This window comes from Allofournierella sp. (genome assembly GCF_017889395.1).
In the GTDB taxonomy this organism is placed as follows: domain Bacteria; phylum Bacillota; class Clostridia; order Oscillospirales; family Ruminococcaceae; genus Allofournierella.
In genome coordinates this window covers 1-22,445 of the sequence record NZ_JAGHKE010000050.1, presented here as the reverse complement: position 1 = coordinate 22,445, position 22,445 = coordinate 1, and the positions used below count along the sequence as shown (strand labels likewise).

Annotated in this window: 15 protein-coding genes and 1 pseudogene; 1 reads left to right on the top strand and 15 read right to left on the bottom strand. The window is 59.0% G+C overall.

Going from position 1 to position 22,445, the window contains the following annotated elements; genetic code table 11:
* The 7 genes and pseudogenes from J7G73_RS07740 to J7G73_RS07710 form a co-directional block, all read right to left on the bottom strand.
* Positions 1–2,426 (bottom strand): ABC transporter permease (locus tag J7G73_RS07740; protein ID WP_291245833.1); only part of this gene is annotated, 2,426 nt, incomplete at its 3' end.
* A 6-nt stretch (positions 2,427–2,432) separates the two neighbouring features.
* Complete coding sequence (locus J7G73_RS07735; protein WP_087183974.1) at positions 2,433–3,104, bottom strand: ABC transporter ATP-binding protein; 672 nt, start codon at positions 3,102–3,104, stop codon at positions 2,433–2,435.
* Between the two features lie 133 nt (positions 3,105–3,237).
* Positions 3,238–4,185 carry a HAMP domain-containing sensor histidine kinase gene (locus J7G73_RS07730; RefSeq protein WP_291245832.1) on the bottom strand — a complete coding sequence of 316 codons (948 nt, stop codon included), beginning with the start codon at positions 4,183–4,185 and terminating at the stop codon, positions 3,238–3,240.
* The gene (locus tag J7G73_RS07725) at positions 4,178–4,864 is read right to left on the bottom strand and encodes a response regulator transcription factor (protein ID WP_291245831.1); all 687 of its coding nucleotides are present in this window, start codon (positions 4,862–4,864) and stop codon (positions 4,178–4,180) included. Before J7G73_RS07725 ends, J7G73_RS07730 begins: the two co-directional genes overlap by 8 nt.
* A gap of 19 nt (positions 4,865–4,883) precedes the next feature.
* A pseudogene (gene uvrA / locus J7G73_RS07720) lies at positions 4,884–7,572 on the bottom strand (excinuclease ABC subunit UvrA).
* Positions 7,573–7,575: 3 nt separating this feature from the next.
* Complete coding sequence (uvrB, locus tag J7G73_RS07715; RefSeq protein WP_291245830.1) at positions 7,576–9,591, bottom strand: excinuclease ABC subunit UvrB; 2,016 nt, start codon at positions 9,589–9,591, stop codon at positions 7,576–7,578.
* A gap of 51 nt (positions 9,592–9,642) precedes the next feature.
* Positions 9,643–10,338: a RadC family protein gene (locus tag J7G73_RS07710; RefSeq protein ID WP_291245829.1), complete on the bottom strand. Its 696-nt coding sequence runs from the start codon at positions 10,336–10,338 to the stop codon at positions 9,643–9,645.
* 95 nt (positions 10,339–10,433) lie between these two features.
* On the opposite strand from J7G73_RS07710, the gene J7G73_RS07705 reads away from it, so the two are divergent.
* Positions 10,434–11,399 carry an RluA family pseudouridine synthase gene (locus J7G73_RS07705; protein ID WP_291245828.1) on the top strand — a complete coding sequence of 322 codons (966 nt, stop codon included), beginning with the start codon at positions 10,434–10,436 and terminating at the stop codon, positions 11,397–11,399.
* Positions 11,400–11,660: 261 nt separating this feature from the next.
* Here J7G73_RS07705 and J7G73_RS07700 read toward each other — a convergent pair whose 3' ends face one another.
* From J7G73_RS07700 to pyrH, 8 genes are all read right to left on the bottom strand, one after another.
* Positions 11,661–15,947, bottom strand: coding sequence for a PolC-type DNA polymerase III (locus J7G73_RS07700; protein ID WP_291245827.1), 4,287 nt, complete (start codon positions 15,945–15,947; stop codon positions 11,661–11,663).
* 74 nt (positions 15,948–16,021) lie between these two features.
* Entirely contained in the window at positions 16,022–17,065 is a 1,044-nt protein-coding gene (ispG, locus tag J7G73_RS07695; protein ID WP_291245826.1) for a flavodoxin-dependent (E)-4-hydroxy-3-methylbut-2-enyl-diphosphate synthase, read from the bottom strand.
* Between the two features lie 20 nt (positions 17,066–17,085).
* Entirely contained in the window at positions 17,086–18,168 is a 1,083-nt protein-coding gene (rseP, locus tag J7G73_RS07690) for an RIP metalloprotease RseP (RefSeq protein ID WP_291245825.1), read from the bottom strand.
* Between the two features lie 24 nt (positions 18,169–18,192).
* Positions 18,193–19,344, bottom strand: a complete 1,152-nt coding sequence (dxr, locus tag J7G73_RS07685; protein WP_291245824.1) for a 1-deoxy-D-xylulose-5-phosphate reductoisomerase — start codon at positions 19,342–19,344, stop codon at positions 18,193–18,195.
* A gap of 13 nt (positions 19,345–19,357) precedes the next feature.
* Positions 19,358–20,233, bottom strand: coding sequence for a phosphatidate cytidylyltransferase (locus tag J7G73_RS07680; protein WP_291245823.1), 876 nt, complete (start codon positions 20,231–20,233; stop codon positions 19,358–19,360).
* Positions 20,234–20,262: 29 nt separating this feature from the next.
* Entirely contained in the window at positions 20,263–20,976 is a 714-nt protein-coding gene (locus J7G73_RS07675) for an isoprenyl transferase (protein WP_087293635.1), read from the bottom strand.
* Between the two features lie 78 nt (positions 20,977–21,054).
* Positions 21,055–21,609 (bottom strand): ribosome recycling factor, encoded by a 555-nt coding sequence (frr, locus tag J7G73_RS07670; RefSeq protein ID WP_087293637.1) that lies wholly within the window; start codon positions 21,607–21,609, stop codon positions 21,055–21,057.
* 105 nt (positions 21,610–21,714) lie between these two features.
* Positions 21,715–22,425: a UMP kinase gene (gene pyrH / locus J7G73_RS07665; RefSeq protein WP_291245822.1), complete on the bottom strand. Its 711-nt coding sequence runs from the start codon at positions 22,423–22,425 to the stop codon at positions 21,715–21,717.
* Positions 22,426–22,445: the final 20 nt, after the last annotated feature.

Here is a 22,445-nt window from a genome sequence, read left to right as displayed (position 1 = left end):
GTAAAGAACAGGCCATCCACCAGCGGCTTCACGCAGAGCAGCGAAACGCCGACCCCAACGGCCAGACTGCACAGAATGGTGAACAGCGCATAGCAGTTGCCCTCCAGCATGACCATCGTCTGAAGCTGCCGCCTGGTCATACCGATGGCCTCCAGCACGGCAAATTCCCGGCGGCGTGTGATGATACCCGTCAGGATGGAGTTGACAAAGTTCAGCACACCGATCAGCCCGATCACCAGCGAGAGCGAGCCGCCCACCGTCACGAACAGAAATTGCACCCCGGTGTATTCCTGGATGTAACCGTCCCGGGAACGGTAATCCATCAGCGGGTCGATCTGCGTGGTGTAGAGGTTCAGGTATTGCCCCATGGCCTCCACCAACTCCGGCTCCACCTCGAAGGCGTAGTTCATCTTGTTGGCGGTGTTGCACATTCCCGCATACACATCCGCCGTGGTGTAATAGGCGAATTCGGAAAAGCTGGCCTGCGCCGTCTCACAGTAATAGGCGGGATTGATCACCGACAGGACAGTGAAAGTGCGCCGGGCGCCGTCTGCATCGTACAGGGTAACCACATCGCCCGCTTTGTGGCGCTGGTTTGGCTCCAGCTTACCCTCGTCGTTCACCTGGCCCGCAAAAAGGATGTATTCACCGGTGGCAAGCTTCTGCCGGATCGTTTCCGGGTCGCGCTCCCCTTCCATCACCTGCAGATTGTTCAGAATAAAATCATCCGCTCCATAGATTACGGTAAGGGGATTCTTTTCCTCGTCCACTGCCTGGGGCCGGTTTCTCCCGTCATTTCGGCAGGGGTTCCCCGCTTCGTCCCAGATGGTATCCTCCGGCCACTGATACTCCTCCGCCCAGGAATAGATGTCGCACCAGATCGCGCCGCCCTGCACAAAGCCCTCCTGCGCCTGCACATTGGCAATCAATGTATCGCTCACCGCATCCTCACCATCCAGCGCACGGAAAGAATCGATTCCCCAATAACGGGCGTTGGCCACCACAAAGTCCGTTTTGATAAAACGGGCCAGATATTTGTCCATATCGAAGCTGTCCGTCAGCGTGAATACACTGTTCATGAGCACCAGAGAAAGGCTCATGGAAAGGACCACCAGCACGGCGCGGCGCTTGTTGCGCCCCACATTGGACAGTGCCATCCGCCAGAGCTTCCCGCCGCCGGTGGAACGCTTCGCCTTTTTGGCAGCCTTGCCGTTTCCTTCGGTATATCGAACCGCCTCCACCGGAGAAACCTTTGCGGCAAGCCGGGCGGGCTTACGCATGCTCAGCAGCACCGTGATCACCGAAAAGGCCGCAGCCCCCAGAAAAACCGCCGGGTTCAGCGCCAGTTTGACATCGTCCACCGTATTGACCATCTGCAAAATGAGCGGTGTAAACGCCGTGCCCAGCAAAAAGCCCAGCACCAGCCCCACAGGGATGCCAAAGCCGCACAGCACCAGCGCCTGACGGCGCAGAATCCGCCGGATCTGCTTTGCGGTGGTTCCGATGGTTTTCAGTAGTCCGTAATAGCGGATGTCCTGCATGACGGAAATCTGAAAAATATTATAGATGATCAGATATCCGGTGAGCATGATGAGCAGAAGAAGGCCTGCCACCGCGCCAATACTGGTCCAGTCGGTGATGCCTGCACCCACATAGGCCCAGTTTTCGTTCCATTCCACCTCTTTGGCAAGGCCCGCCTTTTCGGCCATGGCTCGCAGCTTACCGCTGATGTTGAAGCTGCCAGAAAAGGTCACATCACACTGAATCAATCCCACCTGGCTGCCAGTCTGTTTGCTTGCCTCGGTCAGTTCATCGGCATGCTCCGCGAGATATGCCTCGCTCACGATTCCAAAGCCTGTGTTCATGATATCGCTGTAGCCGAACCAGCCCACCAGCGTGAACTGGCGCTCGATCACCGGCTGGTCATAGCCCATCTTCAGCTGCAGCGTAATGGTTTGCCCTTCCTCGGGAGTAATTCCAAGCAGCTCCAGACTTCGCTCGTCCATGGCGATCTCATCCGCCGCCTGAGGTACACGCCCGCCGGTCAATTGGCAGAACCGGCGCTCATAGGCCTCCGGCTGCTGATACCACAATTCCAGATGGCGCTTTAAAAACTCCGGATTTTCCACCTCATAGGCACAGATGATATTCCGGTCCAGAATGGCTCCCGCCGGGGCCGCCTGCTTGAGCTGGTCAAACTGCTCCCGGGTAAGATCCTTGAAGGTACCATGGGCACTGCCGCCGGACTGGAGCATGGTACTGTATTGAAAGGAAGCAATCAGGTTGCCGCCAATGGAAAACACACTGGTGAACAGGATGGTGGTGAGTATAATTGCCAGAATAGCAATCAGATTGCGGCCCCGGTTTGCCCGGAAGCTTTTGTCCGCCAGGCGATGCAGGGCCTTGCGGTTGTCGATCTTCAACACAGCCCATCACCGCCCTTCCCGGATGCGGCCATCCTCAATGCGCACGATCCGGTCCGCCAGCTGGGCAATCTCCTCATTGTGGGTGATCATCACAATGGTCTGCCCGAACCGTTCGCTGGTCACTCGAAGCAGGCTCAGCACATCCTGACTGGTCTTGGAATCCAGGTTGCCGGTGGGCTCATCCGCCAGCAGAATGGCGGGCTTGGTAGCCAGCGCCCGGGCAATGGCCACCCGCTGCTGCTGACCCCCGGAAAGCTGGCTGGGCAGGCTTTGCAGCTTGTTTTCCAGACCCAGCGTGGCGATGATCCGGCTCACAAAAGCCCGGTCCACCCGGTTGCCATCCAGCTCGATGGGCAGCACGATGTTCTCATACACATTCAGCACCGGCACCAGGTTATAGCTTTGGAACACAAAACCGATCTTGCGGCGGCGGAAAATGGTGAGAGCGTCCTTTTTCAGCTGAAAGATGTCCTTGCCCTCCACCAGCACCTTGCCGCTGGTGGGTTCATCCAGCCCGCCCAGCATGTGCAGCAGGGTGGATTTTCCGCTGCCGCTGGTGCCCACAATGGCCACGAATTCCCCTTCCTCCACCGTCAGGTCCACCCCGTCCAGGGCGCGCACCTGGGTCTCGCCCTCGCCGTAGTATTTTTTCAGCGCTCTTGTTTCCAGAACGTTCATTCCTCCAAAACCTCCCGATAAAAATAGTCTGTGCAGCAAAGAATGCGCGAACGCACTTTTCTTTACTGCACAGACTATACCAAACAAAGCTTACCGCACCCTTACAGGCAGCGGGGCAAATCGAACAGTTCTGTCATATTTGCGCTTCCAGGGGCAGATACAGAGAAAACTCGCTGCCCTTGCCCGGTTCCGATGCCAGCTTGATGTAACCGCCCTGCAGCGCGGCGATCTGCCTTGCCAGGGCCAGACCCACCCCGACGCCCGGGCTTTTTGCCGCAGCGCTGCCCCGGTAGAACCGGCGGAACACCGCCGCCTGCTCCGCTTCCGGAATGCCGGGACCGTCGTCCTGCACGGTAATACGGCAGAACATGGCATACTGCTCACAGGCAACGGATACATGCCCGCCCGCCGGGGTGTACTTGATGGCGTTGTCCACCAGGTTGCCCACCGCCTCCTGGGTCCACTTGCAGTCAAAGCAGGCCCGGGCACCCGTGGACAAAAACCGCAGCGAAACACCCTTCTGTTCGGCCGCAGGCCGGAAGGAATGTTCCAGCGCCTGCAGCAACGGTTCCAGCGCTTGAACCTCGGCCACGGGCTGAACAACTCCGCTTTCCAGGCGGGACAGCTTGACCAGCGCCTCGATTAAAAACCGTAGCTTTTCCACCTCGGTGTTGATCTGAGCCAGCATGGGGCGGGCAGTTGCAGGCAGCGGCTGCTCGTCCAGCAGCTGCCCATAGAGCAGAATGTTTGCCAGCGGGGTCTTGGTCTGGTGGGAAATATCGCCGATCAGGGACTTGATGCGTCCCCGGTCCTCTTCGATGGCTTTGCGGGAAAGCTGGCTGGAATGCAGAAACCGGCTCAGCTTCTCTTCCAGGCGGGAAAGCTGGGCTTCGCTGTAGTCGTCCTGTTCAAAGCTGCCCGCAATGGCCTGCTCCAGCATCTGCTCCAAACGGCGCATGGTGCGTCTGGTGTACCAGCCATATACAGCAACACCGACACCTGCCGCCGTAACTGTCAGCGCGCCCAATCCCAGCAGCAGGGCCAGCTGCCCGGGAGTAACTCCAAAGAACCAGTCATTCATCGGCGTTCCCCTTCCAGGTATAGCCCACGCCGTAGACCGTTTGGATATAACGTGGGCGGCGCGGGTCCTCTTCCAGCTTGGCGCGCAGGCGGCGCACCGCTACCGACAGGGTGTTTTCGTCCACGAATTCACCGCCATCCCACACTTGATCCAGCAAGGTGTCCCGGGGAACAATCTGCCCCCGGTTCTTCACCAGCAGCTGGAGCAGGCGCTGTTCGGTGCGGCTGAGTACCAACTCAACGCCCTGCCTTTCAAACCGGAGTCGGGCAAAGTCGAACCGGAAAGGGCCGACTTCCACCAGCTCCAGCCCGGCGGGTGCGCGGCGGCGCAGGGCGGCAGTGACTCTTGCCCGCAGCACCGCAAGACTGAAGGGCTTGGTAATATAGTCATCGCCACCCGCTTCCAGCGCCGCCACCTCGCTGTACTCGGTATCGTTGGCGGTGAGGAAAAGCACTGGAACCGGGTCCCGCCGGTCACGCAGCTGGCGGCAAAGCTCCAGCCCGCTGCCGTCCGGCAGGCCCAGATCCAGAAGGATCAGGGAAAACGCCCGCGCTTGCAATGCCTGCCGGGCCTCGGCCAGCGAGGCACAGCGAACAAATTCATAGGGCTGCTGACTGAATGCCAGAGCAATTCCCTCGCTCAGCGCCGCATCGTCTTCCACCAACAGGATGGTTTCCATGGAATCCCTCTTTGCTTTCTTATTCGGTCACCCGGTCCCGCTCCAGGATAGGGCCCAGGTATTTGCCGGTGTAGGAGGCGGGCACCTTGGCTACCTCTTCCGGGGTGCCGGTGGCCACGATGGTGCCGCCCTCGTCGCCGCCCTCGGGGCCCAGATCAATGATATGATCCGCCCGCTTGATGATGTCCAGATTGTGCTCGATGATGACCACGGTGTTGCCCGCGTCCACCAGACGATCCAGCACGGTGATTAGCTTGTGCACGTCCGCCACATGCAGGCCGGTGCTGGGCTCGTCCAGTACATACACAGTCTGGCCGGTCTCCCGCTTGGCCAGTTCCAGCGCCAGCTTTACGCGCTGGGCCTCGCCGCCGGACAGGGTGGTGGCACTCTGGCCCAGCTTGATGTAGCCAAGGCCTACGTCCAGCAGGGTCTGCAGCTTGCGGTGGATGCGGGGAATGTTGGCAAAGAAGGTGCAGGCCTCCTCCACCGTCATGTCCAGCACATCGGCAATGCTCTTGTCCTTGTATTTTACCTCAAGAGTTTCCCGGTTGTAGCGGGCGCCCTTACACACTTCACAGGGCACGAAGATATCCGGCAAAAAGTGCATCTCGATCTGCACGATGCCGTCGCCCTCACAGGCCTCGCAGCGTCCGCCCTTCACATTGAAGCTGAACCGGCCGGGGCCGTAGCCGCGCATCTTGGCGTCCTGCGTCTGGGCAGTTCAGCTCCATGGCCAGCGCCTTATAGAAGATCTCGTTGATCAGGCTGGACTTGCCGCTGCCGGACACACCGGTCACACAGATCATCTTGCCCAGCGGGATATCCACATTCACATTCTTCAGATTATTTTCGGCTGCGCCCACGATGCGCAGCTTTTTGCCGTTGCCCTTACGGCGGGTGGCGGGCACCTCGATCCGCTTGCGGCCGGACAGATACGCGCCGGTGATGCTGCGGGGGGCCTTGCAAATATCCTCCACCGAGCCCTCGGCCACCACCTCGCCACCGTGCACGCCCGCACCGGGGCCGATGTCCACGATGTAGTCCGCCTGACGCATGGTGTCCTCGTCGTGCTCCACCACCACCAGCGTGTTGCCCAGATCCCGCAGACGCTTGAGGGTAGCGATCAGCTTGTCGTTGTCCCGCTGGTGCAGGCCGATGCTGGGCTCATCCAGCACATAGAGCACGCCGGTGAGGGCGCTGCCGATCTGGGTGGCCAGCCGGATACGCTGGCTCTCGCCGCCGGACAGACCGGACGCACCGCGGGAAAGGGTCAGGTAATCCAGACCCACGCTCTGCAAGAAGCCCAGCCGCTCGCGCACCTCTTTCAGGATGCCGTCGCCGATGCGGTGCTCCTGATCGGTCAGCTGGATGTCGTTGATGAAGTTCAGCTCCTGGCGCACGCTCATCTCGCACAGGTCGCTGATGTTCACGCCTCCCACGGTGACCGCCAGACTGGTGGGCTTGAGCCGCTTGCCGTGGCAGTCCGGGCATTCCACGCCGTTCATCACGGTGGCGATCTCTTCCTTCATCCACTCGCTGCTGGTCTCCCGGAAGCGGCGTTCCAGATTGTTCACAATGCCCTCGAATTCGTTCAGGTAACGGCCGGAACCGAACTCGTTTTCCCGGTGCATCTCGATGCGTTCACCGCCGGTGCCGTAAAGAATGGCGTTCACCGCCTCGGCGCTCATTTCCTTAACAGGCGTGTCCAGCGTGAAGCCGTACTTTTTGCCCAGGCCCTTGTAATACATCTCGCTGATCGAACCCTCAGCGTAGTACCAGCCGCTGGCCTTGATGGCGCCCTCCCGGATGGACAAATCCTTATTGGGAATGATCAGCTCCGGATCCACCCGCATGAAGGTTCCCAGACCGGTGCAGCGTTCGCAGGCGCCGAAGGGATTGTTGAAGCTGAACATGCGGGGTTCCAGCTCGTCGATAGAGATACCATGATCCGGGCAGGCATAGCTCTGGCTGAACTGCATCTCCTCCCCGCCGCTCACGTCGATGGTCACCAGACCGCCGGTGAGAGCGATGGCCGTTTCCAGCGAATCTGCCAGACGGCTCTGCACGGTGTCGTTGATGACCAGACGGTCCACCACGATCTCCACCGTGTGCTTTTTGTTCTTTTCCAGGCTGATCTCTTCGTCCAGATCATAGAGGTTGCCGTCGATGCGCACACGGGCATAGCCGCCCCGCCGGGCCGCCTCCAGCTCCTTCTGCTGGGTGCCCTTACGGCCCCGCACCACCGGGGCCAGCACCTGGAATTTGGTGCCCTTGGGCAGGGCCAGAATGGCGTCCACCATCTGGTCCACCGTCTGCTGGCTGATGACCCGGCCGCAGATGGGGCAATGGGGCACGCCGATGCGGGCGTACAAAAGACGCAGATAGTCGTAGATTTCGGTCACGGTACCCACGGTGGACCGGGGGTTCCGGTTCGTGGTCTTCTGGTCGATGGAGATGGCCGGCGAAAGGCCCTGGATGTCGTCCACATCCGGCTTTTCCATCTGGCCCAGGAACTGGCGGGCGTAGCTGGAAAGGCTCTCCATATAACGGCGCTGGCCATCCGCGTAGATGGTATCGAAGGCCAGGCTGGACTTGCCGCTGCCGGACAGGCCGGTCATTACGATCAGCTTGTCCCGCGGGATGGTCAAATCAACATTTTTCAGGTTGTGCTCGCGGGCACCCTTGATGACGATCTTATCATTATTCAATGCTCAGAACTTTCCTTTCCTCTTTTTCGGCTTTGCTTCGTTGGCATCGTCGCTGGGATTCTCGCCCCGGCGCAGCTTTTCAATGCGGTCACGCAGGAAGGCCGCGTGCTCGAATTCCAGCAGCTTGGCCGCCTCCTTCATCTCGCGGGTCAGGCGGGTGATCAGCTGCTCCCGCTCCGCCTTGCTCATGCGGCGGGTGCCAAGCTTTGCGTTCTCCTTGTGGTCGCTGATTTCAATGCTGTCGCGGATGCTCTTCACGATGGTCTTCGGGGTAATGCCGTGGGCCTCGTTGTAGGCCATCTGGATGGAGCGGCGACGCTCGGTCTCGGTGATGGCCTTCTCCATGCTGGGGGTGACCTCATCCGCATACATGATAACGATGCCGTCCGCATTTCGGGCGGCGCGGCCGATGGTCTGCACCAGACTGGTCTCGCTGCGCAGGAAACCTTCCTTGTCCGCGTCCAGAATCGCCACCAGCGAAACCTCCGGCAGGTCCAGACCCTCACGCAGCAGGTTGATGCCCACGATCACATCGATGGTACCGGTGCGCAGGTCCTTGATCAGCTCCATGCGCTCGAAGGTATCTACCTCGTGGTGCATGTACTTAACCTTGACCCCGTGCTCGGTGAGGAAGTCGGTCAGGTCCTCGGCCATCTTCTTGGTCAGGGTGGTCACCAGCACCCGCTCGTTTCGGGCGGTGCGCTGGTTGATCTCGCCCAGCAGGTCCTCGATCTGACCCTCCACCGGCTTGACGATGATCTGGGGGTCCAACAGGCCGGTGGGACGGATCACCTGCTCGGCCACCCGCACGCTATGCTCCCGTTCGTATTCACCGGGCGTTGCGCTCACGAACACAATCTGGTTCAGCTTGCTTTCCACCTCCTCGAATTTCAGGGGGCGGTTATCGAAAGCGGAGGGCAGGCGGAAGCCGAAGTCCACCAGAGTTTTCTTGCGGGCGTAGTCGCCGCCGTACATGGCCCGCAGCTGGGGCAGCATCACGTGGCTCTCGTCCACAAAGAGCAGGAAGTCTTTGGGGAAGTAGTCCAGCAGCGTGGTGGGAGTGGAACCGGGCGCACGGCCGGAAAGCACCGCGGAATAGTTCTCGATGCCCTTGCACATGCCCACTTCCTGCAGCATCTCCATGTCATAGTTGGTGCGCTGGGCAATGCGCTGGGCCTCCAGCAGCTTGCCCTCCTCGGTGAACTTCTTCACCTGCCGGTCCATCTCTTCCCGGATGCTCACAAGGCCCGCCTGCATCTTTTCCGGGGAAACGATGTAATGGCTGGCCGGGAAGATGGCCACGTGCTTGACCACGTTCTTCCGCTCGCCGGTGAGGGGGTTCATCTCGCTGATGCGGTCGATCTCGTCGCCGAAGAATTCCACCCGGATGGCCACGTCGTTCATGTAGGCCAGGTTGATCTCCACCGTGTCGCCCCGCACCCGGAACTTGTTGCGCACAAAGTTGATATCGTTGCGCTCGTATTGCAGCTTCACCAGGCGCTTGCACAGCTCATCCCGGTCCATCTGCATGCCGGGGCGCAGGCTGATCACCATGCTCCGGTAGTCGATGGGGTCACCCAGACTGTAAATGCAGGACACGCTGGCCACGATGATTACATCCCGCCGCTCGGACAAGGCCGCCGTGGCGGAATGGCGCAGCCGGTCGATCTCGTCATTGATGGCGCTGTCCTTTTCGATATAGGTATCGGTGGACGGAATATAGGCCTCCGGCTGGTAATAGTCGTAATAGGAAACGAAGTATTCCACCGCGTTCTCCGGGAAGAATTCCCGGAACTCGGTGCACAGCTGGGCCGCCAGCGTCTTGTTGTGGGCCAGCACCAGTGTGGGCCGGTTGACCTTGGCGATCACATTGGCCATGGTGAAGGTCTTACCGCTGCCGGTCACGCCCAGCAGGGTCTGAGCCTTATCGCCGTTCAGGATGCCCTGGGCCAGTGTTTCAATGGCCTGGGGCTGATCGCCTGTTGGCTGATAGGGCGCTACAAGTTTAAACTGATCCATTCGATCATCCTTTCTGTTCGCGGGCAGGGCCGCGTGTTTCTGCCGGCGGCCTCAGGTAAACAGGCTTTGGAACCGGTCGCTCTGCCGCAGGGAGATATAGCCGTCCGGCGCCACGATCACATGGTCCACCAGCTTCAGGCCAAGAGTCCCCAGCTTCTGGCGGATCTGGCTGGTCAGGTTCATATCCTCGCGGGAGGGCAGCGCGAAGCCTCTGGGGTGGTTGTGGGCCAGCACCAGCTGGGTGGCGCCCAGAGTGATCATCCGGCTGCTGAGCACGTTCACGAACACTGACGAGGCGTTCACCGTGCCCTCGAAGCACTTTTCCACCTTGAGAATGTGGTTGCGGTCGTCCAGATACATGGCGTAGACCTGCTCCACCCTTGCGCCGTAAAACAGCGACTCCATGTGCTCGCCCACCTCTTCCAGGCTTTTCACGGTGCGCACCGGGCGGGTTTTGTGCTGGTGGTAGCGCCGGTCCACCGCCAGAAACAGGCAGATCAGCCGGGCGGTGGCAGGACCTACGCCCTCCACCTGGGTGAGCTCCTGCTCACTGGCCTCCAACACCCGGTCCAGCCCGCCGAAGTGATTCAGCAGCGCGTGGGCAATCGGGTTCACATCTTTGCGGGGAATGGCATGAAACAGGATGTATTCCAGCACCTCATGGTCGGAAAAGCCGTCGAAGCCGGTCTCTTCAAACCGCTTACGCATGCGCTGGCGGTGGTTTGCGTGGATCTGCTGCTGTGCCATGCCGTGTTCCCCGTTCCCTTCAAAATTACGCTTTACGCGCTATTCTTTATATTATATACTATTTACAGGTTATTGGAAAGAGAGGAACCTTTTGAATGAAACGCTTTACCGCGGGCACCAATGAGGAAGGCGTGCGCCTTTCCCGTTTTGTGCAAAACGTTACTGTTAATCTGCCCAACAGCTTGCTGTACAAGAGTTTCCGGAACAAACGCATCAAGGTGAACGGCAAAAAGGCCGACGCAGATTACCGCATTCACGCCGGAGATGTGCTGGAGCTTTATATCAACGATGAGTTCTTTTCCGCCGCGCCTGCACCCAAGGCTCCAACCCGCCGTCAGCCGCCGGTTCAAGTAGTCTACGAGGACGAGAATCTGGCGGTGCTGTACAAGCCAGCCCACCTGCTCTGCCACTCGGACCGCACCGGCGACGCCAACCTGGTGGATGCCTTCACCGCTTATCTTACCCAGAAAGGTGAATATATTGCCGGGCAGGAGCACACCTTTGCCCCCGCACTGTGCAACCGGCTGGACCGGGGCACCGAGGGTCTGGTGGTGGCCGCAAAGAATTATGCTGCACTGCGAGACATGAATGAGATCATCCGCACGGATTCCGTGCGCAAGGAGTACCTGACCATCACCTTCGGCAAGCCGCCCAAGGGCCGCCACACCGCCTGGCTGCGTCACAATGAATCCAACAACAAGGTACAAGTACGCGCCGACGCAGCCGAGGGCTACAAGGAGATCATCACCGAGGTGACCCCGGAAAAAGTGATCGGCCCCTTCACCCTCTGCCGCATCGGACTGGTGACTGGCCGCACCCATCAGATTCGCGCTCATCTGGCATTTCTGGGCGCGCCGGTTCTGGGCGACATCAAATACGGCAACCGGAAATGGAACGAGAAGGCCGGCCTGAAAACCCAGGCCCTGTGCGCGGTGCAGCTGACCTTCGGCCAGATCCCGGAGGAAAGCTCGCTGCATTACCTGAGCGGCAAGCAGATCCGCCTGGAACAGCCCCAGATCCTGACCACCTTCAATGATCTGGCCAAGCTTGGACCTCGTTAAATTTTTTCGGCGAGCGAAGTGCATATTTTTGCATTTCTCTTGATTCCACTGCAAATTTTCCCATTCTAGCCGAAAAAATGGCCCTCGACGAAAAAGATTTTCACGCCCGTCACGTTTTGTGACGGGTATTTTTTGTATTTCCTACTCTCGTGCGCCATAATAAAAAGAGCGAAACGCGTTTCACGAACACGTTTCGCTCTTTTGTTTGAGATTTCTTTTCTCGCCTGCTGCGTCAAAAGGCATGCTGCGAGAATCAAACACTCAGAAGAAGCTCACCTGGCTGGTATCCGGCAGACCGCCCAGTGCACCCACATTTTTCAGGTTCTCCATCACAGCGCTGGAAACGCCGGTGGCCTGCTGAAGCTCCTCGATGGACAGGTATTCCTGCCCGTTAATGGTGGCACGCTCCAGCGCAACGGCGGCGGACTCACCCACGCCCTTCAGCGAGGTGAACGGCAGACGAACCTTGCCGTCCTCCACCACATACTGGGTGGCCCGGCTCTTGCCCAGCTGAATGGGCAGAAACTCATAGCCCCGGGCCAGCATCTCATTCACAAGCTGCAGCGAAACCTGAATGTCTTCGTCCTTGGCTTTCCGCTCCTCCCGCAGGCGGGCGTTTACCTCTTTCAGATGCTGCTGGGCCACCTTCACACCGCCTACCGCTGCTTCGTAGTCAATGTCGTCGCCGCGGACGGTGAAGTAGGTGGCGTAGAACGCCTGGGGATGGTACACCTTGAACCACATCAGCCGGATGGCCGCGATCAGGTAGGCCACGGCGTGGGCTTTGGGGAACATGTACTTGATCTTGCGGCAGGAATCCATGTACCAGTCCGGCACGCCGCACTCCTTCATGGTCTCCTCTGCTCCCGGCGGGAAACCGCCTTTTGCCACCTTGCCCTTTCGGGTCAGCTCCATGATGTTGAAGGCCAGCTTGGGCTCCAGACCCTTGTGCAACAGGTAGGTCATAATGCTGTCACGACAGCCGATCACGTCGGAAATGGTGCACACGCCATCCTTGATCAGATCCTGTGCGTTGCCGTTCCAAACGTCGGTACCATGGGAAAGGCCGGAAATCTGAATCAGGTCGCTGAAGTTCTTCGGCTGGGCTTCGATGAGCATCTGCCGCACGAAGGGGGTACCCAGCTCCGGGATGCCGAAGGTACCGGTCTGGCTGTCGATCTGCTCCGGGGTAACACCCAGCGCCTCGGTGGATACCAGCAAGCTGATCACCTTGGTATCGTTCATGGGCACCTTTTCCATGGGGATGCCGGTCATGTTCTCCAGATACTTGTACATGGTGGGCACATCATGGCCCAGCTCGTCCAGCTTGAGCAGGGTATCATGGAGGTATTTAAATTCGAAGTGGGTGGTAAGCACACCCTTTTCCTTATCGTCGGCGGGGTGCTGGATGGGACAGAAATCCTGGATCTCGTGCACATCCGGCACAACCACCATGCCGCCCGGGTGCTGGCCGGTGGTACGCTTCACGCCGGTGCAGCCCTGGGTGAGCCGGTTCTCCTCCGCACGGTTCACGATGCGGCCCCGCTCCTCCAGATATTTTTTCACGTAGCCGTAGGCGGTCTTATCCTGTAAGCCGGACACGGTGCCTGCCTTGAACACGAACTCCTTGCCGAACAGCTCCTCGGTGTACCGGTGCACAAAGCTCTGGTACTCACCGGAGAAGTTCAGGTCGATATCCGGCTCCTTGTCGCCGTCGAAGCCCAGGAAGGTCTCGAAAGGAATGTCGTGGCCGTCCACGATCAGAGGCGCGCCGCAGCAGGGGCAGTTTTTGTCCGGCAGGTCGAAGCCGTCGGCCACGCTGCCGTCGGTGATAAACTCGCTGTACTGGCAGTTGGGGCACAGATAATGGGGCGGCAGGCTGTTTACCTCGGAGATTCCCGAGAAATGGGCCACCGCAGAGGAGCCAACCGAACCACGGCTGCCCACCTGATAGCCATTCTGGTTTGAAAAGGCAACCAGCTTTACAGCAATTACATACAGAACCGCAAAGCCGTGGCCGCAGATGGAATCCAGTTCCCGCTGCAACCGGGCCCGCACCAGCTCCGGCAAGGGGTCACCGTAGTGCTTCTTGGCAGTGTTCCAGGTGGCATCACGCAGCTGCTGTTCGGCGCCCTCGATGGAGGGCGGGAAGGTACCCTTGGGAATGGCCCGCACTCCCCCGTCCACCATGTCGGCGATCTTGTTGGGGTTGGTCACCACGATCTCAAAGGCCTTTTCCTTGGGCAGGTAGTTGAACTGGTTGAGCATATCCTCGGTGGTGCGGTAGTACAGTGGAGCCTGATTATCTGCGTCCTTAAAGCCGTTTCCGGCCTGCAGCACCGCCCGGTAGACCGAGTCCTCCGGGTCCTGGAAATGCACGTCGCCGGTGGCCACCACCGGCTTGTTCAGCACCTCGCCCAGCTTGATGATAGTCCGGTTGAAGTCCTGGATCTTGTCCATGGAATCCACCAGATGCTCCCGCACCATGTATTCGTTATTCCCCAGAGGCTGAACCTCCAGAAAATCGTAATATTCCGCGATCTGGCACAGCTTTTCGAAGCTCTGGCCCTCCACGACAGCCCTGTAAAGTTCACCTGCTTCACAGGCAGAACCGATCAAAAGTCCGTCCCGATACTTGTTCAGAATGCTGCGCGGCACCCGGGGCTTCTTGAAGAAGTAGTTGGTGTGGGCCTCACTGACGATCTTGTACAGGTTTTTCAGGCCCACCTGGTTGCGCACCAGAATAATTAGGTGATAATACTTCTTCTTGATGACCTCTTTGTTTCCGCCGCCCAGGCCGATGTTGATATCCTCCAGCCGCTCGATCTTCTTTTCCGTCAGATCCTCCAGCATCTTGCAGAAGATCTTGGCAAGCGCCATGGCGTCATCCACCGCCCGGTGATGATTGAAGGGCTCAATCTCCAGATGGTCGTTGATGGTATCCAGCTTATAATTGCGCAGGCCCGGATACAGATTCTGGGCCATGGGCAGGGTATCGATGTAGGCGTTTTCCAGCTCGATGCCCGCCCGCTTGGCAGCAATGTGCATGAAGCGCATATCGAACTTGTGGGCATTGTGGGCGATGAGCACCCGGCCCTTCGCAAATTCCGCAAACATACGCACCGCCTCGTCCGGCGTGGGAGCGTCCGCCACCATGCTGTCGTTGATGCCGGTGAGCTCCACGATCTTGGGCGGGATGGGCTTGCCCGGGTTCACAAAGGTGCCGAAGGTTTCGGTGATCTGGCCGTTCTCCACCACCACCGCGCCGATCTCGGTGAGGAACTCGGTGTTGGGGTCCAGACCGGTGGTCTCGGTATCGTACACCACAAAGCTGCCGCTCATGGGGCCGGTGGCTTCGCCGTACAGCACCGGAATCATATCATCCACAAAGTAGGCTTCAACGCCGTAGATCACCTTGAAGTCCGGGTCGCTTTTGCGGATGGCATCTGCCGCCAGCATCGCTTCCGGGAAGCCCTGTACCACACCGTGGTCGGTGATGGCAATGGCCCGGTGACCCATGCGGTGTGCGGTGCGCACGATCTCGCCCGGGTCGCAGAAGCCGTCCATGCTGCTGAGCTTGGTGTGCAGATGCAGCTCCACCCGCTTCTGGGGGGCGTTATCCTCCCGCTTGCGACGCTCCACCTGCAGCACGTCGTAAGGATAGACCACATAGTCGTGCTCGTATTTATCGTAGGTGCATTCACCCTTCAGCACCAGGGTGGTACCTTTTTTCAGCTCCTCCCACTTGCTGAAGTCCTCCCCTTCCCGGCTGCGGAGCTTCAGGTTGATGGAGCCGGTGTAGTCGGTGATGGAAACGATGTAGCTCTTCTGGAAGTTGCCTTTTACCTCCACTGCGAACACGTCGCCCCAGATCATCACGCGGCCGCCGTCGCCGCCCAGCTCCTTCAGCGGGGTCAGCTCGCCGGGCTTGAAGTTCTTGCCATGGAACAGCTTGACCGGCTTGTCGGTCAGGTCCAGGCCGGGAATCTTGATGGGCGGCAGGCCCTTCTTCTCCTCAAACTTGACGGTGGGCACCTTCTGCAGCACCTTCTTTTCCCATTCCTCCACTGTGGCGGTCTTGCCGGTCTGGGCAAGTTCCACCTGGGGCAGGGTTCCGGTGCGCTGCTCGATGCGCTGGGCCAGCGCCTGCGGAAACTGAATCTCCTCCAGAATCTTTTTGCCCACCTTGATGTGCAGTCGGATGAGCTGTCCCTCAATGTCGATGGCTGCATGGTCCAGAAAGCCGTTGACCGGATAATCCTCGTCCCGCAGCTCACCGATCAGCTTCTGGATGCTCTCCGGGGTCATGGTTTCGTAGGGAAAGCTGTTCTGGATTTCCACCTGAAAGCCGTCGAACAAAGGGCTGAGCGAGGTGCACAGCCGGTCACACAGGTTCACCGGCAGCGGCGCGCCGCTGCGCAGATGGATGCGGATCTTCCGACTCAGACGCAGCATCTCCACATGCTCCACCAGTACCCCCGCAAAGCAGCGGGCAAAGGTCTCGTCCACCGTGAACCGGGGCCACAGTTGTGTTACCAAAGGTTTCAATGGGGTTGTCTCCTTTTTCTTACAAAGCAATGGCCTGCGGGCAGGAGAATCCCGCCCGCAGGCTCAAAAACACATCACAGCTTATAGATCTCGTCCACCAGCTGGCCCACAATGTCGCCCCGCAGCATCCGGATCTTTTCGCCCCGGATGAACAGCAGCGCTTCATCCTTGCCGCCGGCAATACCGATGTCCGCCTCCCGGGCCTCGCCGGGACCATTCACCACGCAGCCCATTACAGCAACCTTGATGGGCTTTTTGTACCCCTTCAGGCGCTTCTCCACCTCGTCGGCAATCTGAGCAACCTGAATGTTGGTGCGGCCACAGGTGGGGCAGCTGATGATTTCCGGACCGCCCACCGCATGACCAGCAGCACGCAGGATATCGTAGCCAGCCTGCACTTCCTTCTCCGGCTCATCGGTCAGGGAAACCCTCAGGGTATCGCCGATGCCCTCCAGCAGCAGACCGCCAATGCCCATACCGGACTTGATCAGGCCCATGCGGTAGGTACCGGCCTCGGTCACGCCCACGTGCAGCGGGTAATCACACTTCTCACTGAGCAGACGGTAGGCCTGCATCATGGTGGGCACATTGCTGGACTTGATGGAGATCACGATGTTGTTGAAGTCGTGCTTTTCCAGCAGGGCCACATGGTACATGGCGCTTTCCACCAGAGCCTCCGGCACCGGCGCGCCGTACTTGGCCAGAATCTCCTTCTCCAGGCTGCCCGCATTCACACCAATGCGGATGGGGATGTTCTTGGCGTTGCAGGCCCGGGCCACTGCGCGCACGTTTTCGTCCGCGCCGATATTGCCGGGGTTGATGCGGATTTTATCCACGCCCGCATCCACACAGGCCAGGGCGATCTTGTAGTTGAAATGGATGTCGGCTACAAAGGGCACATCCACTGCGTTTTTCACGGCCTCCACGATGCGCACGTCCTCCAGGCTGGGGACGCTGGCCCGCAGAATCTGGCAGCCGGCTTCCACCACCCGCTTGGCCTGGGCCACATTGCCCGGGATATCCGCCACAGGTACATTCAGCATGGTCTGGACCGCCACCGGGTTGTGCCCGCCGATGACCAGATTGCCGATTTTCACTTCACGTTTGACCTTACGCATGATTGCTTATCCTCCTGCTTTTAAAACAGACGAATGATGTCGTTGAATGTGGCGAAAAGCATGAGCCCGAACAAAAAGCACATGCCTGCCGCATTCACCAGAATCTCGAATTTCTTGGGAATCGGCCGCCGGAAGATGCCCTCCAGCACCAGGAAAACCAGCTTGCCGCCGTCCAGCGCAGGCACCGGCAGCAGGTTGAACACGCCCAGGTTCACGGTGAGCAATGCCAGCAGGGACAACACCTCGGCCACGCCCATGCTCGCTGCCTGCCCGATGGCGGATACAATGCCCACCGGGCCGGAAAGCTCATTCACACTCACCCGGCCTACCACCAGGTCGATCAGTGAACGGAAGACCAGCCGGGCGTAGAACAGGGTGTAATTGAAGGCCTGCGACACCACGGTTTTCACATTCTTTTCTAGGGCGTAGACCTTGAAGCCGATGTTCATGGTAACGGAATCGCCGTTTTCCACCAGTTCAAAGCCCACGTTATCCAGCTGAACGATCTCACCATTCCGCTTCACAGTCAGGTCTGCGCTTTGATCCGGGGTACGCTGCAGTTCATACAGCACATCGTTCATTACAAAGCAGTGATGACCGTTCACCGCCAGGATCTCGTCGCCCACCTGCAAGCCCGCAGCCTGCACCGGAGAGCCTTCTTCCACAAAGCCCACGATCTTGCTGGCTCCGGGATCACCAAACGCTGTCATGAGCAGCAGCACCAGGAAGCCCAGAATCAGGTTCATTACCGCACCGGCAGCAACCACGATGATCCGCTTCCAGACCTTTACCTTTGGGAAGGGCAGGCCCTTGGGCTGTTCCTCCTCCGCCGTATCAAGTTCCTGCAGTGCATCGCCGGTTTCCGGCTTCTCCAGCTCCTCATCTTCCCCTTCCATGCTCACATAGCCGCCGATGGGCAATGCTCGCACGCTGTAACGGGTTCCGCCCCGCACCGTGGTAAACAGTGCCGGGCCCATGCCGATGGAAAATTCATTCACCTGAATCCCGGCCTTTTTGGCGCAGACAAAGTGCCCCAGCTCGTGGATCATCACCACCAGACCGAAGATCAGCACCGATATGACGAGGGTAAGGATTGTTGCCATGTGCGAATAATCTCTCTTTCTTGTTTAGATGTGGCTCAGCACGAACTGCCGGGCCATGCGATCGCATTCATACACGTCGGCCAGCGTATAACTGCCGCCGAAGGAATCACTGTCCACCACGGCCTCCACCAGACGGCCAATGTCCAAAAAGCCGATCTTCTCTTCCAGGAACAGCCGGACGGCCTCCTCGTTGGCACCGTTGGCCGCGCAGGGACCAAGACCGCCCTTGGCAATGGCCTTTTTGCAGGCTGCCAGGCAGCGGAAGGTCTCCTCGTCCGCCACATCGAAAGTGATAGACTTGAGCTGGGTGAAATCCAGCTCGGGCGCGCAGCCCGGGAACCGGTCCGGCCAGGTGAGTGCATACTGGATGGGAATGCGCATATCCGGCACGCCCAGCTGAGCCAGGATGGAGTTATCGCTGAACTGCACCATGGAGTGAATGATACTCTGACGCTGTACCACAACCTGAATCTTCTCCGGCGGCAGGCCGAACAGCCAGACTGCCTCGATCAGCTCCAGGCCCTTGTTCATCAGGGTAGCGGAATCGATGGTGATTTTCGCGCCCATGTTCCAGTTGGGATGCTTAAGTGCATCCGCCCGGGTCTTGCCCGCCAGCTCCTCCCGCTTCATTCCGAAGAAGGGCCCGCCGGAGGCGGTGAGCAGGATCTTGGTAAGCGTCTTGGCGGAATGAGCGTCCTGCAGGCACTGGAAGATGGCGGAGTGCTCACTGTCCACCGGGAGCAGCCTGGTGCCGTGCTTGGCAGCAGCCTCGGTAACCAGATGGCCGCCGGTGACCAGGCTCTCCTTGTTGGCCAGGGCCACATCGTGCCCGTTTTCCAGCGCAGCCAGGGTCGCGCCCAGGCCCGCAATGCCCACCACTGCGTTGAGCACTACATCCGGGCCTTCCATTTTGGCCAGCTCCACAATGCCCTCCGCGCCGCGCAGAAGCTTGGGCGCGCCAGCCACGCCGCCCAGACGGGCAGCCAGCTGGTCGCAGGCGGCCGGATTCGCAACCGCCACATAGGCGGGGTGAAACTCTTCGATCTGCTTGAGCAGCAGATCCACATTGGAATTTGCCGCCAGAGCGTATACTTCATAGCCCTGAGCGCGAGCCACATCCAGGCTCTGGGTACCGATGGAACCGGTGGAGCCCAGCAAAGTAAGTTTCTTAGCCATTTTCTGTTCCTCGTTACTTCAAAAACGTTGTGGTAAGCCAAACCAGCAGAGCCGCGGCCGGCGCAATGAAAGTGACGCTGTCAAACCGGTCCATGATGCCGCCATGGCCCGGGAAGATGGTGCCATAGTCCTTGATGGCGCACTGGCGTTTTACCGCACTGGCAAACAGATCACCCAGAATGCCCAGCAGTGAGCAGAGCATACCCAGGATAAACACCACCAGATAGCTTGCCGCACTGGCGGACATGCGCTCCAGCAGCAGGCAGGCCTTGCCGCCCGCCAGATGGACCGAAAGTTCCTGCGCCGCCAGGGTGCACAGCACACCCAGCACGCCGGAGCCCAGTACACCGCCGATGGCTCCCTCAATGGTCTTGTGGGGGCTGACCACCGGCGCCAGCTTGTGCTTGCCAAAGTAGCGGCCGGCAAAATAGGCTGCGCTGTCTCCGCCCCATGCAAAGCACAAAATCATCATGATCAGGTAAATGGACTCGAACTGGTTGTTCAGGTGGTTCTTGATGAACACAATGGAGTAAAAGCAGGCAATCATCAGTCCGCTGAACACTACCATGCCCCCCAGCTTTGCGGCACTCAGGGTACGGTTATGCCACAGCAGGCACACCGCCAGATACACCGCCAGCAGATAGCTGCCGGGAACCAGCAGCGCCTTTACCACAGGTACGTGGGAGAACATTACCAGAAAAGTATACGGGATAAATGCGATAAAAATGTGTGATTCTTTTTCGCCTAATGCGAACGCTTTGTAAATTTCGTGAACAGCAATGATGGCGATCAGAGCGACCACGGCTTCAAACACCAGAGTGTTGAACATCAGCATAACCACGGCCAGAACGCAAAGGCCCACCGCGGCAGTTATGATCCTTGTTTTCACAACAGTCTTTTCCTTTCTTTCCGCAATGCTCAAATCCCGCCAAAGCGACGGCTGCGCCGGTTGAACTCCTCAATGGCCAAATCCAGATCGGCGCGGGTAAAATCCGGCCAAAGGACATCCATCTCCACCAGCTCCGAATAGGCGGCCTGCCACAGCATGAAGTTGGACAGGCGCTTCTCCCCGCTGGGCCGCAGGATGAAGTCCGGGTCCTTTTGACCGCTAGTATACATATGGGCGCTCATCATGTCTTCGGTGATTTCCTCCGGCCGAAGCTCGCCGTTCTGCACCTTTTCCGCCAGAATACGCGCCGCACGCACGATCTCCTGACGGCCGCCGTAGTTTACCGCAATGTTCAGCGTCATGCCGGTATTGTGGGCGGTCTTGGTCTCGATTTCGTTCATCAGCTTCTGATGCTTGGGCTCCAGAGCGCTGCGGTCACCCAGAAAGACGACCCGGTTGTTTTCCTTTTCGTAATCGAAAGCCTTGATCAAGTATTCCCCGAACAGCTTCATGATCGCGCCCACCTCTTCATAGGGACGCTTCCAGTTTTCGGTGGAAAAGGCATAGAAGGTGACCGACTCCACCCCAATGGAATTGCAGTAACGGGTAATATCCTGAAAGACCTCCGCACCCTTTTTATGGCCGGCAGTCCGGGGAAGGCCCCGCTTTTTGGCCCAACGGCCGTTGCCGTCCATGATAATGCCGATGCTGAGCCCTTTTGCAAAATTCTCCGGTTGTGGCATAAGCGCAAATCTCTCCTGTTACAAAGTGGTGCCGCGCGCAAAACTCGCACGCGGCACATGATTTTTGTTGCCCGAGAATCAGATCTCCATGATCTCCTTGTTCTTGGCCTCGCAATCCTTATCGATCTGCTTGACGAACTTGTCGGTGATCTTCTGCATCTCTTCTTCCAGATTCTTCTGGTCGTCCTCTGTGATCTCGCTGTTCTTTTTCAGGGTCTTGAATTTATCCATGGCCTCACGACGCACATTGCGCACCGCAACCTTGGTCTCCTCGCCCAGCTTCTGCACATCCTTGGTGAGCTGACGGCGGCGCTCTTCGGTGGGAGCGGGGAACACCAGACGGATCACACGGCCGTCGTTGGTGGGGTTGATGCCGATGTCGCTGACCAGCAGAGCGTGCTCAATGGGATGGATCAGAGAGGTATCCCAGGGAGTGATGGTCAGAATGCGCGCTTCCGCCACAGCCACCGCGGCCACCTGATTGATGGGGGTGGGGGTGCCATAGTAGTCCACTGCAACCCGATCCAGAATGGCGGGGTTGGCACGGCCGGCGCGGATGGCGGCCAGCTCTTTGCCCAGATGGTGAATGGCGCCGGTCATCTTGTCTTCGTAAGGCTTGGTGTAAGTGCTCATGTGTTATACTCCTTTTCTTCGGCCCGGGGCCGAATCCTATGCTCTTTGCTCTTCCGGCAGCAGCACGCAGCCGGTTTTCAGCGCTGTTTTATCAAAACTGCGCTGTTACTCCTCCACGACCAGGGTACCGATGGTCTCACCGCGCACCGCTCTTGCGATATTCTCCGGGTCCTTCAGGTCGAACACCAGAATCGGAAGCTTGTTCTCCCGGCAGAGGGTGGCTGCAGTGCCATCCATCACAGCCAGGTTCTTTTCCAGCACCTCAGTAAAGGTGAGCTGGTCGTACTTCACGGCATCCGCATATTTTTTCGGGTCCTTGTCGTACACGCCGTCCACCATCGTGGCTTTGAACATCACGTCGCAGCCCGTCTCGATGGCACGCAGCGCACTGGCGGTATCCGTGGAGAAAAGCGGATTGCCGGTGCCTCCGCCGAACAGAACCACATTGCCGGCCTCCATGCTTTCCACCGCACTGTCACGGGTGAAGACCGAAGCCACCTGAGGCATGACGATCGAGGTCTGGACCTGCGCGGGAACGCCCAGCTGACGCAGCTGATCTGCCACTGCAAGGCAGTTCATCACCGTTGCGAGCATGCCGATCTTATCGGCGCAAGTGCGCTCCATGCTGCCGCTGGAACGGCCGCGCCAGAAATTGCCGCCGCCCACGACCAGACCGATCTGTACCCCCAGATCATATGCCTGCTTGATGCCGCGGCAGATGGCCTCCATGGTGAGTTCGTCGAACCCGGTGCCCTTGCTGCCCGCCAGCGCCTCCCCGCTGACCTTCAATAAAATACGCTTGTATTTTGTATCCAAAACCAATACACCGCCTGATC

What these genes read in the sequence shown, in the direction of transcription:
- J7G73_RS07735 (WP_087183974.1), bottom strand. Translation starts at nt 3,104, where the DNA reads ATGAACGTTCTGGAAACAAGAGCGCTGAAAAAATACTACGGCGAGGGC.
- J7G73_RS07730 (WP_291245832.1), bottom strand. Translation starts at nt 4,185, where the DNA reads ATGAATGACTGGTTCTTTGGAGTTACTCCCGGGCAGCTGGCCCTGCTG.
- J7G73_RS07725 (WP_291245831.1), bottom strand. Translation starts at nt 4,864, where the DNA reads ATGGAAACCATCCTGTTGGTGGAAGACGATGCGGCGCTGAGCGAGGGA.
- uvrB (WP_291245830.1), bottom strand. Translation starts at nt 9,591, where the DNA reads ATGGATCAGTTTAAACTTGTAGCGCCCTATCAGCCAACAGGCGATCAG.
- J7G73_RS07710 (WP_291245829.1), bottom strand. Translation starts at nt 10,338, where the DNA reads ATGGCACAGCAGCAGATCCACGCAAACCACCGCCAGCGCATGCGTAAG.
- J7G73_RS07705 (WP_291245828.1), top strand. Translation starts at nt 10,434, where the DNA reads ATGAAACGCTTTACCGCGGGCACCAATGAGGAAGGCGTGCGCCTTTCC.
- ispG (WP_291245826.1), bottom strand. Translation starts at nt 17,065, where the DNA reads ATGCGTAAGGTCAAACGTGAAGTGAAAATCGGCAATCTGGTCATCGGC.
- rseP (WP_291245825.1), bottom strand. Translation starts at nt 18,168, where the DNA reads ATGGCAACAATCCTTACCCTCGTCATATCGGTGCTGATCTTCGGTCTG.
- dxr (WP_291245824.1), bottom strand. Translation starts at nt 19,344, where the DNA reads ATGGCTAAGAAACTTACTTTGCTGGGCTCCACCGGTTCCATCGGTACC.
- J7G73_RS07675 (WP_087293635.1), bottom strand. Translation starts at nt 20,976, where the DNA reads ATGCCACAACCGGAGAATTTTGCAAAAGGGCTCAGCATCGGCATTATC.
- frr (WP_087293637.1), bottom strand. Translation starts at nt 21,609, where the DNA reads ATGAGCACTTACACCAAGCCTTACGAAGACAAGATGACCGGCGCCATT.